The organism is Ktedonobacter sp. SOSP1-85 (genome assembly GCF_016587415.1).
Classification (GTDB): domain Bacteria; phylum Chloroflexota; class Ktedonobacteria; order Ktedonobacterales; family Ktedonobacteraceae; genus Ktedonobacter.
In genome coordinates this window covers 1,130,393-1,146,038 of the sequence record NZ_BNJI01000002.1, presented here as the reverse complement: position 1 = coordinate 1,146,038, position 15,646 = coordinate 1,130,393, and the positions used below count along the sequence as shown (strand labels likewise).

13 protein-coding genes are annotated in these 15,646 nt (G+C 53.6%); 7 read left to right on the top strand and 6 right to left on the bottom strand.

Annotation, left to right across the window (positions count from 1 at the left end):
- Positions 1–7 precede the first annotated feature (7 nt).
- Positions 8–712: a TMEM175 family protein gene (locus tag KTE_RS33235; protein ID WP_201389222.1), complete on the top strand. Its 705-nt coding sequence runs from the start codon at positions 8–10 to the stop codon at positions 710–712.
- A 17-nt stretch (positions 713–729) separates the two neighbouring features.
- Here the strand turns inward: KTE_RS33235 and fxsT are convergent, their stop codons facing one another.
- The gene (gene fxsT, locus KTE_RS33230) at positions 730–2,829 is read right to left on the bottom strand and encodes an FxSxx-COOH system tetratricopeptide repeat protein (RefSeq protein WP_201389220.1); all 2,100 of its coding nucleotides are present in this window, start codon (positions 2,827–2,829) and stop codon (positions 730–732) included.
- 113 nt (positions 2,830–2,942) lie between these two features.
- Here fxsT and KTE_RS33225 point away from each other — a divergent pair, with 113 nt between their 5' ends.
- Complete coding sequence (locus KTE_RS33225) at positions 2,943–3,344, top strand: hypothetical protein (RefSeq protein ID WP_201389218.1); 402 nt, start codon at positions 2,943–2,945, stop codon at positions 3,342–3,344.
- Between the two features lie 272 nt (positions 3,345–3,616).
- Positions 3,617–4,873, top strand: a complete 1,257-nt coding sequence (locus KTE_RS33220) for an MFS transporter (protein ID WP_201389216.1) — start codon at positions 3,617–3,619, stop codon at positions 4,871–4,873.
- A gap of 45 nt (positions 4,874–4,918) precedes the next feature.
- Here KTE_RS33220 and KTE_RS33215 read toward each other — a convergent pair whose 3' ends face one another.
- Positions 4,919–5,881, bottom strand: a complete 963-nt coding sequence (locus KTE_RS33215) for a YafY family protein (protein WP_201389214.1) — start codon at positions 5,879–5,881, stop codon at positions 4,919–4,921.
- A gap of 297 nt (positions 5,882–6,178) precedes the next feature.
- Between KTE_RS33215 and KTE_RS33210 the strand changes: the two genes are divergently transcribed.
- The 4 genes from KTE_RS33210 (at position 6,179) to KTE_RS33195 (ending at position 10,126) form a co-directional block, all read left to right on the top strand.
- Entirely contained in the window at positions 6,179–8,443 is a 2,265-nt protein-coding gene (locus tag KTE_RS33210) for a PAS domain S-box protein (RefSeq protein ID WP_201389212.1), read from the top strand.
- A gap of 116 nt (positions 8,444–8,559) precedes the next feature.
- Positions 8,560–8,967 carry a VOC family protein gene (locus KTE_RS33205; protein ID WP_201389210.1) on the top strand — a complete coding sequence of 136 codons (408 nt, stop codon included), beginning with the start codon at positions 8,560–8,562 and terminating at the stop codon, positions 8,965–8,967.
- A gap of 123 nt (positions 8,968–9,090) precedes the next feature.
- Positions 9,091–9,540 (top strand): SRPBCC domain-containing protein, encoded by a 450-nt coding sequence (locus tag KTE_RS33200; protein ID WP_201389208.1) that lies wholly within the window; start codon positions 9,091–9,093, stop codon positions 9,538–9,540.
- Between the two features lie 4 nt (positions 9,541–9,544).
- On the top strand, positions 9,545–10,126 hold the full coding sequence (locus tag KTE_RS33195; protein ID WP_201389206.1) for a YdeI family protein: 582 nt from the start codon (positions 9,545–9,547) through the stop codon (positions 10,124–10,126).
- A 73-nt stretch (positions 10,127–10,199) separates the two neighbouring features.
- On the opposite strand, the gene KTE_RS33190 is transcribed toward KTE_RS33195, so the two are convergent.
- From KTE_RS33190 to KTE_RS33175, 4 genes are all read right to left on the bottom strand, one after another.
- Positions 10,200–11,687 carry a carboxylesterase/lipase family protein gene (locus tag KTE_RS33190; protein WP_201389204.1) on the bottom strand — a complete coding sequence of 496 codons (1,488 nt, stop codon included), beginning with the start codon at positions 11,685–11,687 and terminating at the stop codon, positions 10,200–10,202.
- Between the two features lie 225 nt (positions 11,688–11,912).
- A complete protein-coding gene (locus tag KTE_RS33185) occupies positions 11,913–12,797 on the bottom strand; it encodes a DinB family protein (protein WP_201389202.1) in 885 nt (294 codons plus the stop codon).
- Positions 12,798–12,937: 140 nt separating this feature from the next.
- Entirely contained in the window at positions 12,938–13,897 is a 960-nt protein-coding gene (locus KTE_RS33180) for an acetamidase/formamidase family protein (protein WP_201389200.1), read from the bottom strand.
- Between the two features lie 18 nt (positions 13,898–13,915).
- Positions 13,916–15,343, bottom strand: a complete 1,428-nt coding sequence (locus KTE_RS33175; protein ID WP_201389198.1) for an APC family permease — start codon at positions 15,341–15,343, stop codon at positions 13,916–13,918.
- Between the last annotated feature and the right edge of the window lie 303 nt (positions 15,344–15,646).

Sequence of the window (15,646 nt, the reverse complement as noted above, 5' to 3'; positions counted from 1 at the left end):
AATGAAAATGAGACAATATTCTCTCTCAAGGATGATTTTTGAGGAGAAATCCCTCGGCTTTGACCGCTTGATTATGCTCTGCGATGGCATATTTGCCATTGCCATGACCTTGCTTGTACTTGATATCAAGCTGCCTGAAGGCGTAACACTAGATGAGGAACTGGGCAATCTCCTGACGAAGAGCATCTTCTATCTGATCACCTTCATTACTGTGGCTGGTTATTGGGTGAGCCATCGCCAACTCATGACATATATCAAGCGCCAGGATGGACCCTTTACTACACTCACATTCTTATTTCTGGCCTTTGTCGTCTTCTTCCCCGCCTCCTTTAATGTTCTGGTAACCACTGAGAACTCGGCTGAAGTTGTCATATTTTACACCCTCGTCCTGGTGGGCTGTGGCCTCTCGTCATTCTTGCTCTGGGCCTATGCCTCGTGGAAACACAGATTAATTGATGCAGCAATCAGCCAGCATGAAATTATTACACGCTGCATTCGTATTCTGATCATGCCCATCTATTTCTGCCTCTCCCTCATCCTGCTAACCATCCCAAACATTGATGCAAACGCAGTGTTCTATAGCTGGTTCCTGCTCCCTATCGTCGCCAGAATCGCTCATGTCATCAGTGACAGGATCGAGAAGCGCCTCACGCGCCATCACACAATGGCACCAACAAAACCCGAGAGCAAAACATCAGTTTCCGGCGAATAATATGCCAACCTTTTAGCTCAGTATAAATAGGGGTGCCTTGCCTGTAATCCTTGCCGCTCCAGGCTAATGAAGCGCTGCGAAAGTGCCTGAGCTTCTTCGTAGCGCCCCTGCTTAAAATAGAGCGAGGCCAGGTTGGTAAGGCTGATGGCAAGGTAAGGAGATTGTGCACCAGTAAGTGACTGCTCGCAGAGCTGAATGGCCTGTTGGAAGAGTTCTTCCGCTTGCTGAAGTTGACCCCACTTTACGCAAAGTTGAGCCAGTTCGCTAAAAGAGGCGGCTAGCAAGGAATGCTCCGCCTCCTTTGCCAGCAGAAGCTGGCTACTATGTAATGCCTGCTGGAAGAGTGCCTCCGCCTCTTCTTTGCGACTCTGCTCGGCATACAGCGCACTAAGCTTGCTGAGGCAATACGCCACATAGGATTGGTAGCGATGCTCCTGCTGGCGCTCGTTCACCTGGATGGCCTGTTGCAGGAGTTGTTGAGTCTGCCTATAGCGTCCCTGCGCGCTAGACAGCGTTGCCAGGATGCTCAAAATATAGATCATATCGGGATGAGATAGCTCATCAAGTTTCTCTAACATGTTCCGCGCCCGCACTCCAAAGGACTCCGCCTCCTCATAGTGTGTGCGCGCAAGGAGATACCCCGCGACTTTCGCGCTCAGGATGGCGATGGGATGCGCTATCATATTCCATTGCTCAGCATGGGACAGAGCAGTATAAACGTGAGGTAGAAGCCACTCACACTGCTGCCAGTAATCCTCATGCAACAGATCGAGTGGAAAGAGCGCTTCGAGCATACGTGCAACCATCAATATCCACCACTGTCGCTCCTCCTGAGGTAAGCTTTCTCGCACCACCATTTGCACCAGGCGATGCATGGTGAGCAATTTTTCGCGCGCACTACGACCAATTAAGGAATAGGCCAGCAGTTCCCTCAGGGCCACATTGCGTTGCAAAGGCTCTGAAAGCAGTGAACGCAAATCTGGATCAAGAAATGACGCGCCCTGACTTATCATCTCCTCGGGAATACTCTCACCTGCCAGAAACGCGCAGAGTGTGAGCAGTTCCACGGCACCTGTCTGCCTGCCTTGTATTCTTTCAATAGAGACCTGAAAGGTTTTGAACACAGAGAGGGAATACCCAGAAATGTCTGCTTGTTGTTGCAGCAAGTCGACTGGATGTGCCTCCAGCAGGTGCAGAAACTCGCCAGGCCGACATTGCGTCTCTTCAATATATATCGCAGCCTGGTCAAGAGCCAGAGGCAGACCACCCAACACCTCCACAAGCTCATCCGCCTCGAAAGAGTGTATATCACGCTCTTGCTCCCCAGGAAAAGCTGGAGACAACTCATCCTGCCCCAGACGTCCAACTAGAAATGCACGCCCCTCCGCCACTGTAAATGGCTGTAATGGCACAATATGTCCCAACCCTTGAAGAGCTGTAAGGCGCGTGGTAAGGAGTATGGCACCCGAGCGTGCCGGAGGCAGAAATTCTTGAAGGAGGGCAAGCTCTTCTACATTATCAAAGATAAGCAGCCAGCCAGAGTGATTGGTGAGCCAGTGCAGAACTGAAGAAATAATTTCATCCTCTAGCCTCAGCCCTGGAGAGATTTGTAAAGCGCGTGTTATGGCCTGAAAACTAATAAGAAGCGTATCGCGCGTGCTCGCATTGCACCAGAAAACTGCGCTATATTCCTCAGCATGAAGGTAGGCATATTCAAGAGCTGTTTGTGTCTTGCCAACGCCTCCCAGGCCGCTCAAGGCGTAGCAACTGGCACCGACTGTCTCTGTGAGCCGAGCATGCAGAGCTTGTAATAGTTCCTCGCGCCCAGTAAAGAAAGGGTTGCGCGGATAGGGCACATACCAGTAAGCGGCGAGGGCTGTCAAGCTGGCCTCCAGAAGTTGACGTGTCTCCTGAATATCAAGCTGAAGTTGGCGAGCCAGTTCCAGAACCATACCCTTGCTATCTGGCAGAAAGTCGCCACGTTCCCAGGTGCCAATGGTATTACGATGCACACCAAGGCGGGCCGCAAGATGCTGCTGGCTCAACCCCTGCCGCTTACGAAGTAATTTTAGCAGTTCACCAAAGGTGGTCGCTTCAAGCGGTTCTCTCTTCTGCATATCTCCTCGCTCCACTCGCTTGCCCTCAATTGCACAATTGATTCGTGCATCGCCTGTCCTATTATATCCCTAGAGCTTATTGGTCATTCAAACACAAAGGAACGAACAAACCAATGAAATTTGCAAAAATGGTATTCCTGATCGCAGGAATTTACGGTATTGTGGTGGTTGCGCCCCTCTTTCTAACAGAAGGGGTTATTAATGCCACGCAGCCACCAGCCATCACCCACCCTGAGTATTACTATGGTTTTGCGTGTGTGGCGCTGGTATTTCAATTACTCTTCCTGGTAATAGCACGCGATCCAGCGCGCTATCGGCCAATCATGCTGCTGGCAGTCTTAGAGAAGGCCTCCGGGATAGCATTTCTCCTGCTCGTCTTTCTCCATCGATCTCCGCCAAGTATGCTTATTGGAGGTGTGGACGTGCTTCTCGGTATCCTCTTTCTTGTTGCCTATGTCAGAACGGCGCTCACCCGGGTTCAGCACGCAACAGTTGCACACAGTTCCGGAGCATAACCAGGCTCATCGACCATTACATACGGGAATGATTTGTCCCGCCTCACTCCCAGCACGTACGGTGCCTCGCATAGTGTATGATGCTGGCGTGACTGAGTCACGCCAGCATCATACACTATGCGAGGCAAAAACTGAGGATCGTTTGAGCATGCTCCAACAGACTTCATCCCTTCAATCATCCATAGGATCATGCATATGTGCGATGCTGGCTCATCCATCTGAAGCTTATAGTAGGGGCAGTTATCAAAGCACTACTCGATTGGAGCACAGATATGAGCACATCAGAGGTCTCTACCCTACCGCCGGAGCGCACAAAGAAAACATCTAAGCGGAAGATTATCTTCTTCCTCGCGGTGGTGGCTTTCCTGAATACCATGGGCTTCACGATTATTGGTCCTGTGGTCCCATTTATGACCCGTCAGTACCTGGGCAACCCGAACGACCTGGCCGTCGTCGTGGGCTGGCTACTCTCCATCTATGGCATCTGCCAGATGATCGCGGCCCCCGGCCTGGGCCTGTTGAGCGACCGCTATGGCAGGCGGCCCGTCATCTTCATCTGTCTGCTTGGCTCAGCCATCGGCTACCTGCTCTTTGGATTGGGGGGCGCGCTCTGGATGCTCTTCCTGGGCCGCATTATTGATGGTCTGACCGGGGGCAACTTTAGCGTCCTCTTCGCCTATGTCGCGGATATCACTGAGCCTGAAGAGCGTGGCAAATACTTCGGCATCTTCGGCGGGATCTCGGGCGTAGGCTTTATTGTCGGCCCGGCCATCGGCGGCCTGCTGGCAAATATCAGCTATAGCATGCCCTTCCTCGTTGCGGCAGGAGTGACGCTGCTCAACCTGGCCTGGGGCTTCTTCTTCCTGCCTGAGAGCCTGGATAAAGAGCATCGCTTGACCACTATGCGCCTGCGCGACCTCAATCCTCTCGCCCAACTAGGCACTGTATTCAATATGGCAAATCTGCGCTGGCTGCTCCTGGCTGGCTTCTTCTACGCCTTCCCCTTCGCGATCTTACAGGCCAACCTGACCATCCTGATGCGCGATAGCCTGGGCTGGAACGCGACGGACGCGGGCCTCGTCTCGACACTGGTGGGAGTGGTGGATATCCTGGTACAGGGCGTGCTGGTAGGCAAACTCATCGACATCTTTGGCGACATCAAAGTGGGCATCGGCGCGCTGGTACTAGTCGCGATCAGCTACCTCCTGCTTGGATCAATTGCCCTGATCGCCTCACCAATTCTATTGATCGCGGGCGTAATCCTCTTCTCAGGTTCGGGTGGCCTGGTTGAGAATGCATTGCGTGGGTTGACCTCGCGCGCTGTAGGACCCAAACAGCAGGGCCTGGTGGGTGGCGCGAGCCAGTCGATGCAATCCCTGGCCCTGATTCTGGGTCCGATCCTTGGTGGCGTGCTCTACGCCCAGTTCGGACACGCCACGCCCTACTGGAGCGGCGCGCTGATCATTGGACTGGCTATCCTCTCCGTTGTTCTGGCACTTCCAGCTCTGCGCGCAGCACGACGCTACTAAAGTGCGCGTCTACATATAATGGTACAATATATGTCGTGTCACCTCTTACACCGGATCGTCCACCTGGGCGATCCGCATTATTTGTTCGGCCAGTTCGCGTAGGGCCACACGTAACTCGGGCGGTTGCCGGACCACAAAGGGGAGGTCCAGGTTGACGAGGTAGCGCGCGAAGGCGGGCAGATGCACATGATGCGTCTTGAGGAGCGTTCCAGTGGCAGTAGCGCTCAACTCGCCATGCGAAGAAGGGACCTTATGTCGTACCTCGTAGAGCGGCACCTGGAACTCAACCTCGATCTGCCACCTATTGGGGATGCTACCCAGGTGCTTTATAACATACGCCTGGCAATCGAAGTCCTCGTCACGTGTGAATGTCTCTTCCAGAAAGCGCACACTATCAACGCGATCCAGGCGAAAAAGGCGCGGGGCCTGGCGCAGGCAACAATAGCCAAAAACATACCAGTGGCCCTTCCAGCCCACCACGCCATAGGGTTCGATATCGCGCTGGGTCTCCACGTTATGGTGCGAGCGATATGCTATTGAGATCCGGCGCCGCGTCTGCACCGCCTCACTGACATTGACCAACAATTCGGCATCGGGGCGTTCATCCCGCTGCTGGGGCGAGAGGATCATATGCGAAGAAATAGCCTGCAAGCGCTCGCGCCCACGCAGCGGCAGGACGCGATACACCTTGGCGAGTGCCCCCTCAAGAGCCACAGAAGGCAGGCTGACCTCCAGCCAGGGGGCTCCCAGCAGTGCCAGGACCAGTACCGTCGCCTCCTCTTCCGTGAAAAGCAGCGGCGGCAGCTTGAAACCAGGACGCAAGCGGTAGCCACCACCGGGACCACGCGCCCCCTCAACGGGCATACCCATCTCCTGAAGCATCTGGATATAGCGCCGCACGGTGCGCGGCTCTACCTCCAGGCGACGCGCCATCTCCTCTCCACTCATCTGCGAGTGCGTTTGCAGCAGCTCCAGAATCGTCAGCAGGCGCGTCGTCGGATGGTACATTGCACTCCCTCGCTTATGTATTCTTTGTATCTCTCATTAGAAATGTATTTTATCCTCTGCCACTGATAAAGTACAATATTTTCCCTTGCCCTGCATAAACTTCCCATTCTCCTCGGCTCACGTAGCGAGCCTCTTTGATATAAGGGGTGTGTGCATGGAAAACGGTCATAGCCGTTTTCCATGCACACACCCCTTACCCTTAAGCGACGCAGGCGCGAAAACTTATACAAAGGCAGCCTTTACCGCTTGGAGGCTGGTACTATACCAGTAAGAGAGAGGCAAAAAAGAAGGAAACTCATGCATCCAGAACACCCCCTGTTTCAAGAAGATAGCAATACCTGGACTCTTGGCCTGACCGCATCATCGCGACTTTCTGCACTTACGCAAGAGATGTTCGATGTCTTCTGGATTTTAACGCCAGCAGGAGAGATACAAGCCATTAGTTCTAGCTGGCAAACACTTCCTGACCAGCAGGAATTTGCATATCCTGGTCGAGGGTGGCTTGATGCTGTTCATCCCATGGATCGGCCGCAAGGAGAAGACGCGCTACACCAGGCTATCAACTCTGGACATACGAGCGAACTGGTATGCCATATCCGTGGCTACGATGACTCATACCATCTGGTACACCTGCGCTTTATCCCTGTACGCGAAGCTTCCGGCACAGTCAACGAAGTTCTGGCCTGTGGCAATAACCTTACCAGGCAGATGCAGATGGAACAGATGAGCGAGGCACAGGTGCAGTTCGCCTTGAAGGCCTCTGGCGTAGGCATGTGGGATTGGAACCTTGAGACTGGTGAGCTAGTGTGGACGGATCAGGAAAAAGCCCTCTTCGGTTTATCACCAGAGGTCCGCATCAGTCATGCGCGCTTCATGGAAGCGTTACACCCTGATGACCGTGAGCACGTTCACCAAAACAACACACAGGCCATGGCCGAGAAACAGGAATATAATAAGGACTATCGCACGATCTGGCCTGATGGAAGCGTACACTGGCTTACAGACCGGGCACAAGTCATCTGTGATGAAACAGGAAAACCGGGACACATTGTCGGTGCCTCGCTCGACATTACTGAGCTAAAACACACAGAAGAAGAACTTCAGGAAGCCAAAGACGAGGTGACCACCATTCTCGAAAGTATCACCGATGCCTTTCTCTGCCTCGACTCACAGTGGCGCTATTCCTATTTAAATCAGCGCATGGAAACGTATTTGGGTAAGAAACGCGAAGGGGTATTGGGCAAGGATATGTGGGAGGTTGTACCTATGCTCCTCGGCACAATATTTGAAGACCATTACCGCACAGCGATGGCAACACAGCAAGCAACACATTTTGAAGCATTCCATCCCGCCTTCCAGCGTTGGGTCGAGACGCGTGTGTATCCAAAACCCGATGGCCTGGCAATATACTTTCACGATATCAGCGAACGGAAACAGATAGAAGAGGCCCTAAGGGAGAGCGAAGCCCGCTTTCACCGCCTTATGGAATCCAATATCATTGGTATAATAACAACGGATAGGGAAGGCAACATTCTCGAAGCCAACGAGGCCTTCCTCTCGCTTCTTGGCTACACGCAAGAAGACCTGGCGGCTGGTCAGATGAAGTGGGATATCATCACTACTCCCCAGGCTCGCGCAAGAGACACTGAGGCAATAGAGGAGGCACTGAGGACGGGAGTTGCCCAACCATATGAAAAAGAATATATCACCAAAGGTGGTAAGCGCGTGCCGGTGCTCATTGGGCGTGCGCTCTTCCGTCGGGAAGACTCACCCCCATTATTTCTGTGTTTCGTCCTGGATCAGACCTCGCGCAAGGAGGTGGAAAAACAAAAAGATCTCTTCCTGGGCATAACTGGTCATGAGCTCAGGACACCCCTGGCCGCCCTCCGAGGAACGCTCCAACTAATCGGACGACGCCTCAGGCGCTTTATCAACAAGACAGATAATCTCTCTCCAGAGATGGTCTCATTCTTTGAGGGTATGCAGAAAAACCTGGCGAATGGCGTCCGGCAAGTCGATATCCAAACCCACTTGATTAACGACTTATTGGATGTCTCACGTATTACATCTGGCACCTTAAAGCTCTCATTACAGCGCTGCGACCTGATCCCCATCATACGCGAGACCGTCGAAGACCTCCGCTTAGTAGCTCCTGAGCGCCAACTCCTACTTGAATTGCCAGAAGACACGCCGGTCAACGTCCTAATTGACCAGAACCGCATCGGCCAGGTGATAACGAACTATGTGACGAATGCCATCCGCTATTCGAGCTCAGATCAGTCGGTACACATCGGGTTAGCCGTTCAGGAGAATATGGCCCGCGTCTGGGTGCGAGATCACGGGCCGGGCCTCTCAAAAGAAGCTCAGGAGAAGGTCTGGCGCTGCTTCCACCAGGTCAAGGAGGTGCCAGTGCAAAGCGGCTCAGGGAAAGGCCTGGGCCTGGGCCTATATATTTGTCAAACCCTCATAGAACAACACCACGGAGAGGTGGATGTTGAAAGCACCCCTGGCAAAGGCTCGACCTTCTGGTTTAGCCTCCCCCTCGCCAACGGAAATGAATAAAAATTTGCGTGAATTTAGGACCAAATCTCTCCTCTACTAGTGATATGCTACCTATGCAGATCAAGAAACGTGAGAAACAAAGATTGTATCTTTAAAAGCAGGAAAAGGAGCCTCTGATGAAATTCGCCTCTATGCGTCTACTGGTTAATGATTTTGCGACCTCGGTTCGCTTCTGGCATGACCTACTGGGATTAAACATGACCTATAGCGATGAATCAATGGGCTACGCCTATTTTGAGACTGGCAGCACCGGGATAGAACTCTACCAGCGTGACGGCTTCGCCTCAGCCCTGGGCGAAGCCACTCCTACTGCCGCTCCCACGGGTCGCCAAACGGTACTGACCTTTGGTGTGGACGATGTAGATACCACCTACGCCGACCTCATCAAACGCGGCGCCATCGAAGTCTCTGGGCCACATGACCGCCCCGAATGGCGCGCCCGCACAGCCCATATCAGCGACCCCGATGGAAACCTCGTCGAGCTATACAGCCCTCTCCAGGCCTCTGAACTACCAACGGCATAACAGCCCCGCCTGGCGCTGCTCAAGCATGTGTTTACATATTAGCGGTCTATTATATAAACACATGCTTGAGCAGCGTAGGCCAACCACCGTTCACTGCTACCATAACACTACCAAGGAGAAAATATGAGCAATCGCACAAGCATCTCAAAAATCACCATAAACGCATCAGCCGCCAGCGTATGGGACGCAATCACGAAGCCAGAGCTGGTAAAGCAATGGCAGTACGGCTCCGACCTCATTACCAATTGGCAGGTAGGTAGCCCCATCGTCTTCCGCAATGAGTGGGAGGGCGCAGTCTTTGAGCAAAAAGGCACGATCCTGGAAGTTAAGCCACAAGAGCTGGTCAAGTACACTCTCTTCTTTCCTCACCCGGGCCTGGAGGATAAGCCAGAGAACTACTTTACCATGACCTACCTGCTAGAAGACACCAGCGACCAGACAACACTCACTATCATTCAGGATGATCCCAGAGAGATGCCGCCACAGGAATCGTCTGAAGAGGGTGACAATGGGGTAGGTGAGGAGAGCGAGAACAACGTACTGACTGCCCTGAAGCGGCTCATCGAGGGATAGCCTTATGGCAAGTACAGAAAATTTGCCCACCATTGGGTTCACTACACAACAGGACTGGGAATCATGGCTACACGAAAACCATGACGAGGCAAAGGGTCTCTGGCTTAAGCTCGCAAAGAAGGAGAGCGGCATCCCATCTATTTCGTATGCAGAGGCTCTGGATGTAGCCCTCTGCTACGGTTGGATCGATGGACAGAAGGCCTCATTGGATAAGCAATACTGGCTGCAAAAATTTACACCGCGAGGAGCCCGGAGCATGTGGTCGCAGGTCAATCGCGAGAAGGCAATAGCCCTCATCGCGGAGGGCAGAATGCAGCCAGCGGGACAGAAACAGATAGAGCGGGCGAAATCTGATGGACGCTGGGAACAGGCCTACGAGTCACAGAGCAAAATAGGTATCCCTGACGACTTCCAAAGCGAGCTGGACCAGCACCCACAGGCTAAGGAGTTCTTTGCTACTCTGGATAGTAGGAACCGCTATGCCATCCTCTATAGTATTCAAACAGCGAAGAAGGCTGAGACCCGCTCAGCCCGCATCCAGAAGTTTATAGAAATGCTCTCTAAACAGGAAAAAATCCACCCATAGCACTTGAAACAAAACGAGGCAGCCAGTCGCCTGGGAGATCTGGGAGGCACCGCAGATTTAGCAAACAAGCCATTTAGCGCCTCCCTTCCCACAAAACGCGCTCGGCCTGGTGAGGATCGTCGATGACCTCTGAGAGAGTATTGAAGTTCATGGTGGCACGCCGCTTCAGGTCGTAGCGCGGCCAACCTGGATCACCATATTTGGCGAAAGTCACCCAGGAGGCATGCATCTCGTCGGCTAGCTCCTGCGGAGGATTGTCGCCCAGGAGGTTATAATATTCCGGCATATGCAGATTATCGAAGACAAAAGGGATCTCCAGGGTATGGGACGCGCCCAGGCGATCATCAAACTGGCGTGAGCGCCAGGTAAACTCATACATATAGGCCGCGTCTCCACGTTCCGCGACGGCTTCGGCCAGGCGTATAGCCGGAATACGGAAGACCTGGTCCGTCATGATGGCGGTCAAGATATCGCCACGGCTCCCCTCCGGCAGCAAGACGCGATAGGTTGCCAGCGTCTCCTCTAAGGGAAGTCCATACGCTGCGATGATCGTGGATAGGTATTGATCGGTGACGGCATCGACCAGGCCGGGAGGGACGGTGAAGAAGCGATACTCTTCGCTATTCGTCCCCACCAACACCTCAACACCCTTACCAGCCCCGGCAAAAATATGCTTGATCGGCAACTGGGGCAGGACATCACCATCAATGGTCGGCTCAAATGGCATCAGGTTGACAAGCACCTCGCCCCAGAGCGCAGGATCAGGGCGCTTAATAACATCATTCGCTAACTCTACCTGAGCCGCGACCAGGCGCTCAAGCGGAATAGCCGCCAGGGCGTCGGGAGTAGCTTCGACCTGGAGTAGTTCAGAGAGATGATGTGTCACCAGTCGCGCGGTCTCAGGTGTATGCGCATGGTGGCCCGCGCCGCTCTGCGCGATAGCCCGGCGAAAAAGTCCCTCAGCGCGCGGCATGGAGAGCAGCGAAGTAACGCTCATGCCACCCGCAGATTCACCAAAGATCGTTACATTACCAGGATCACCGCCAAAGGCTGCTATATTATCGTGCACCCATTCAAGCGCGGCGACCTGGTCAAGCAGGCCACGATTGGCGTTCCCATCGCCCAAATAGAGAAATCCATCGATTCCGAGGCGATAGTTCAACGTCACGCACACCACGCCATCGCGCGCGAAGCGACTTCCATCATAGGTCGGAATCGCGCCCGTCCCATTTCTAAAGGCTCCGCCGTGAATCCAGACCATGACTGGCAGACTGGCGTCTCCTGTGTCAGGCGTCCAGATATTCAGATTCAGACACTCTTCGCCAGCGATTACTGGCTCAGGAAGGAGGACATCGAAAGGTGGAAAATAAGGTGGTTTAGGTACGGTAGGGCCATAGGTAAACGCATCGCGAATACCATCCCAGGCCGGAGCCGGCTGAGGTGGCAAAAATCTACGCGAGCCAAAGGGTGCAGCCGCATAAGGAATTCCCTTGAAGGCGAACACGCCATCTACCAGGCTCCCACGCACCGCTCCCTGACGTGTCCTGACAACTGTGTTCATAGACACCTCCTGTGTATTGGCAGGTCTTCCTCGACCCACCTGCTTATAAACCAGCAAGGGCATACTCTTAAAAGCAGAAATATTTTGCTGCTTGTTTGTGCATCAAGTGTAACACATGCGTATTTCTCTTTTCAAGAAACAAACAGGCAAAAAGACCAGCTTCCCGTGGCAAGCATGAGAAGCCAGCCCTCTACAGCTTGGTAGTGGGAGTGTAGATAAGAAGCGCTACCGCTGGTGCAGGCGCCGAATCTCCTGGATCTCTTTACAGTGAACGGCTGTATGCACGGCCTGGCTGTAGAGAATATCGTTTACAGCAAAACGTCGCGCCTCCTGGCCGGGCCAGGTGAACATGACATAGCGCTCCAGGGCATCTGGTAGATGCCGCACCAGTTGCAGAATATGCTCGTGATTGGCGTTATACAACAACAAGGCAGGCTCAATTGCACGCCCGGCATAATCGAGCAATTCGGCGCTGGCGTTGTCTGTTGTATACCAGTCGTGATTATACTGGCAACCGGAGCGTGCCAGCGCGGCCTTGACGGCACGCATCCAGAGATCATCCCCGTCCGAGATATGATGCACCAGTTGGCGAATACTCCACTCGCCTGGAGCCTTCGCTAGCTCCAGCCCCTGTTCATCTAAGCCTGCCAGTGCCTCCCTCAAGCGTTGCGACCCCTGGGCATAGAGCGCAATAATCTCCTCATTCGAGCGCTGGCGTGGCACAATAAAGAGCAACGCATGTCCATCCAGGTCGAGCACAAGCAGCGCAGGATCATTAAGGGGCGTTCTGGCTTCTTGAACATCTGCTAGGCCGCGCTCGGTCCAGGTTGCGCGCTGGGTATCCAGATCCTGGCAATAGAAGGTTAAGACCTGGCCAGGTTTAATAATGGAGTGTGTGCTCGCTAGATAAGGCATTACATCGCCCGCCTCGGGGCCAACCAGCAGCATAGGATCATTGTCAAAGTCGGCCACCTCCGCCAGCGTCCCTGGTAGCACTGTGGCAGTCTTCTTAAAACCAAGTTGGCCTATATAGAATGCACGGCTCGCCTCAAGATCCTTCACATATAATGCCCACGACGGAAGAGGCGTCGCCCTGGCCTCTTGTTGCATAATATCATGCTCCTTTTTGCTATCCAGTCAAACTGAGTTTCTGAGGTTTTAGAGGTGCATGCCATTCCTTGGCCCTAACAGAAAAAAGAAAACATCACCAGCGTCAGGTGTGGAGATGCTTTCTTTTATTGATTTAGTGCTTACTTGCTAAAAATACTCAGGGGAAGGAAGGCTCCCACGAGAAAGTTAGGCATATCGACTACTTCGCAGAGCTTGAGATCAACGGCTACGCTACAAAGCATATAGGCCTCCACCCGCGATAGCCCATAGGTGGTATGTAGATGCTCAATCATATGGCGCACGGCGCTGCGTGTGGCCTCCAGTAGATCGGGAGCGATGCCATCAGTAGCATAATATCTATCGGTATTCGTGCGTGGCGTCAAAGGACCAGCGGTCAGAAAATGTGGCTGCTGGACCTTTTTGTCTTTATGCACCGTGAGGCGAACGGTCGCCCGCATCGGCGTTTCGATAGCGGTACCGCAGACCTCGCCATCGCCCTGGGCGGCATGCCCATCGCCAATCGAGAAAAGCGCGCCGGGAACCTGCACGGGCAGATAGAGATGCGCACCCTTCGTAAGATGCTTGGTATCCATATTGCCACCATGATGATAGGGCGGAATGGTCGAGAAGGCTCCAGGCTCAGCGGGAGCCAGGCCGATCTCGCCACAGAAGGGACTCAAGGGAATGCGAATACCAGGCGCGAACTCGCCCCAACCATCCGCTCCAGCACTCAAGTCCCAGATCTTGAGTGCTGGCTCAGGGAACTCGTCGGCGAGCAGGCCAAAGCCCGGAATATTCGCGGTCCATCCCCAACTAGCTGGCTGCAAATCGAGCATCTCGACTTCGAGCGTATCGCCGGGCTCGGCCCCTTCAACATAGATGGGTCCACTGACCTGGTCCACACGCGAGAAATCCAGCGTCCGCAGGGTATCAACCGTGCTATCCGGCTTTATTTCGCCATTGGAAGCATCCAGCAGGTCGAAGAAGACCTCTTCGCCCGACTGAATAGTGGCTAGCGGAGGAATGCTGTTATCCCAGGCCTGGTGCCACTGGTGCTGGTGAATCGTACGCCTCGTCTTTTTTCCGGAATCCGTTGTCATAATGCGTAACCGTCCTTCCTATTCAACTTCGACAACAGCGCTATCACTCTCCTTCAGCAAGTGAGGAGCGCGCCTCGTCAGCACAGCTACGGCGATAATCCCAACCACCAGCCATACCGCCACGATGGGGCCAGCCAGATTCAGCGGCGCCGCTGGCAGGGGCACAAACTGGAAGTACAAGACAAACAAGAGGATGATAAAGGGAATAAGCGGCACAATCACGTGGCGCAGAATGTTGAACTCCTCTGGATAACGCCTGCGATAGAAGAAAGGCACCGAGACGCAGGTAGCCATATACACTAGAATGATAGGCAGGGTCAGGATGGTGCCCAGCAGGGCGAACGCCGTGGTTGTACCATAAATGAAGCCCGGCAGTAGCGAGAAGACGAGGGCGATCACCATCGCGAAAATGATCGCTACATATGGAGTGCGCGTGTTGTTGAGGCGTGCCAGAACTTTTGGTAGCGCCCCGGTACGCCCCATGGCGTACAACATGCGAGATGATGCTGTCACGCCTGCATTCGCATTCGCCAATGCACTATTGAGAATAGCGAGAATAACAATAAAACTGAAGCCACCCCAGGCATTCTTAGCCATTGTGCCCCAGGGATCGGCGTCCGCCGAATACTTGGCAATCTGCGCCGGTCCCCAGCCTACAACACCTGCATAAGAGCAGAAGACATAGAAGATGCCAATACAGAGCGCAGACAGAAGGATGGCGCGTGGAACTGTGCGGCGCGGATTACGCGCCTCCTCCGCCAGTGGAGCCGATGACTCAAAGCCCGCAAAGGCCAGGAGCACGAAGATCATGCCAAAGAACACGCCCTGCCAGCCATTGAGACCAGGTAACAGACTGGAACCTGGATTGAAGACTGCCAATGTATTGTTCGGCGAAGTAGCAATCAACCAGATAGAGAGCGCGACAAAGACGACAATTTCAATGACGCCCAGCACGATACCTGTATCGGCAGAAATTTTGATGCCAAATATCGTCAGCGCGAAAATGAGAAGCGCAAAGGCCACGGTCCAGAACGGCCAGCCCAACGAGACGTGAAAGAGGCCACTCACGAAGGAATCCGCGACCGGCCCCAGCACCAGGAGCTGAAAAGGCACAATCAAGAGATAGGCCAGGTTAAACAGCCAGCCCGTCAGCCAGCCTGCCTGTAAACCAAGCGATTGCCCCACATAGGTGAAATAGCCTCCAGCCGAGGGCAAGTGTTTGGCCAGGGAACCAATGCTCAGGGCAATCAGGCAACAGACCACCAGCGCAATGATGACCGCCAGGGGCAAGGCGCCTCCCGTAAAGGCGATAGCAGCTCCCAGGCTGAACGAAACGGCCGAGGCGGGCGCCATAGTGGTAATGGATTGAAATAAAACACCTGGAAGACCGATTGTGTTTGCCCGCAACTCTTGCGGCGCCGAGGGTTTGGCAGAAGCAGTTTCCATAAATGACTCACGCTCCTTCTCATGAATAAATGCACACGATGTACATAGGCGAGTTTGGGCGGTTTACACGTTTGCATACGCTTGCCTCTAGGAGGCGATCAGGCTATAGGGATAATTATATCTTTTTGATTTGTACAGTTTCAACAAAATGCACTTTTGAAAGCAAAGTTGCGAGATTTGCTACCTGGCGCTTATGACAAATGTCATAAGGAGCTAATGACACCCTTCACTACTGGAAACAGCCGAGGCCAGCTACACTTAGAACTGTCGAGGATACCTGAAGCATAAAGCCTTCAGACCTCA

Excerpts from the sequence above, each read along its gene's own strand:
- KTE_RS33185 (WP_201389202.1), bottom strand. The coding sequence starts at position 12,797 with ATGCAACAAGAGGCCAGGGCGACGCCTCTTCCGTCGTGGGCATTATAT.
- KTE_RS33225 (WP_201389218.1), top strand. The coding sequence starts at position 2,943 with ATGAAATTTGCAAAAATGGTATTCCTGATCGCAGGAATTTACGGTATT.
- KTE_RS33180 (WP_201389200.1), bottom strand. The coding sequence starts at position 13,897 with ATGACAACGGATTCCGGAAAAAAGACGAGGCGTACGATTCACCAGCAC.
- KTE_RS33190 (WP_201389204.1), bottom strand. The coding sequence starts at position 11,687 with ATGAACACAGTTGTCAGGACACGTCAGGGAGCGGTGCGTGGGAGCCTG.
- KTE_RS33215 (WP_201389214.1), bottom strand. The coding sequence starts at position 5,881 with ATGTACCATCCGACGACGCGCCTGCTGACGATTCTGGAGCTGCTGCAA.
- fxsT (WP_201389220.1), bottom strand. The coding sequence starts at position 2,829 with ATGCAGAAGAGAGAACCGCTTGAAGCGACCACCTTTGGTGAACTGCTA.
- KTE_RS33200 (WP_201389208.1), top strand. The coding sequence starts at position 9,091 with ATGAGCAATCGCACAAGCATCTCAAAAATCACCATAAACGCATCAGCC.
- KTE_RS33175 (WP_201389198.1), bottom strand. The coding sequence starts at position 15,343 with ATGGAAACTGCTTCTGCCAAACCCTCGGCGCCGCAAGAGTTGCGGGCA.
- KTE_RS33220 (WP_201389216.1), top strand. The coding sequence starts at position 3,617 with ATGAGCACATCAGAGGTCTCTACCCTACCGCCGGAGCGCACAAAGAAA.
- KTE_RS33205 (WP_201389210.1), top strand. The coding sequence starts at position 8,560 with ATGAAATTCGCCTCTATGCGTCTACTGGTTAATGATTTTGCGACCTCG.
- KTE_RS33210 (WP_201389212.1), top strand. The coding sequence starts at position 6,179 with ATGCATCCAGAACACCCCCTGTTTCAAGAAGATAGCAATACCTGGACT.
- KTE_RS33195 (WP_201389206.1), top strand. The coding sequence starts at position 9,545 with ATGGCAAGTACAGAAAATTTGCCCACCATTGGGTTCACTACACAACAG.
- KTE_RS33235 (WP_201389222.1), top strand. The coding sequence starts at position 8 with ATGAGACAATATTCTCTCTCAAGGATGATTTTTGAGGAGAAATCCCTC.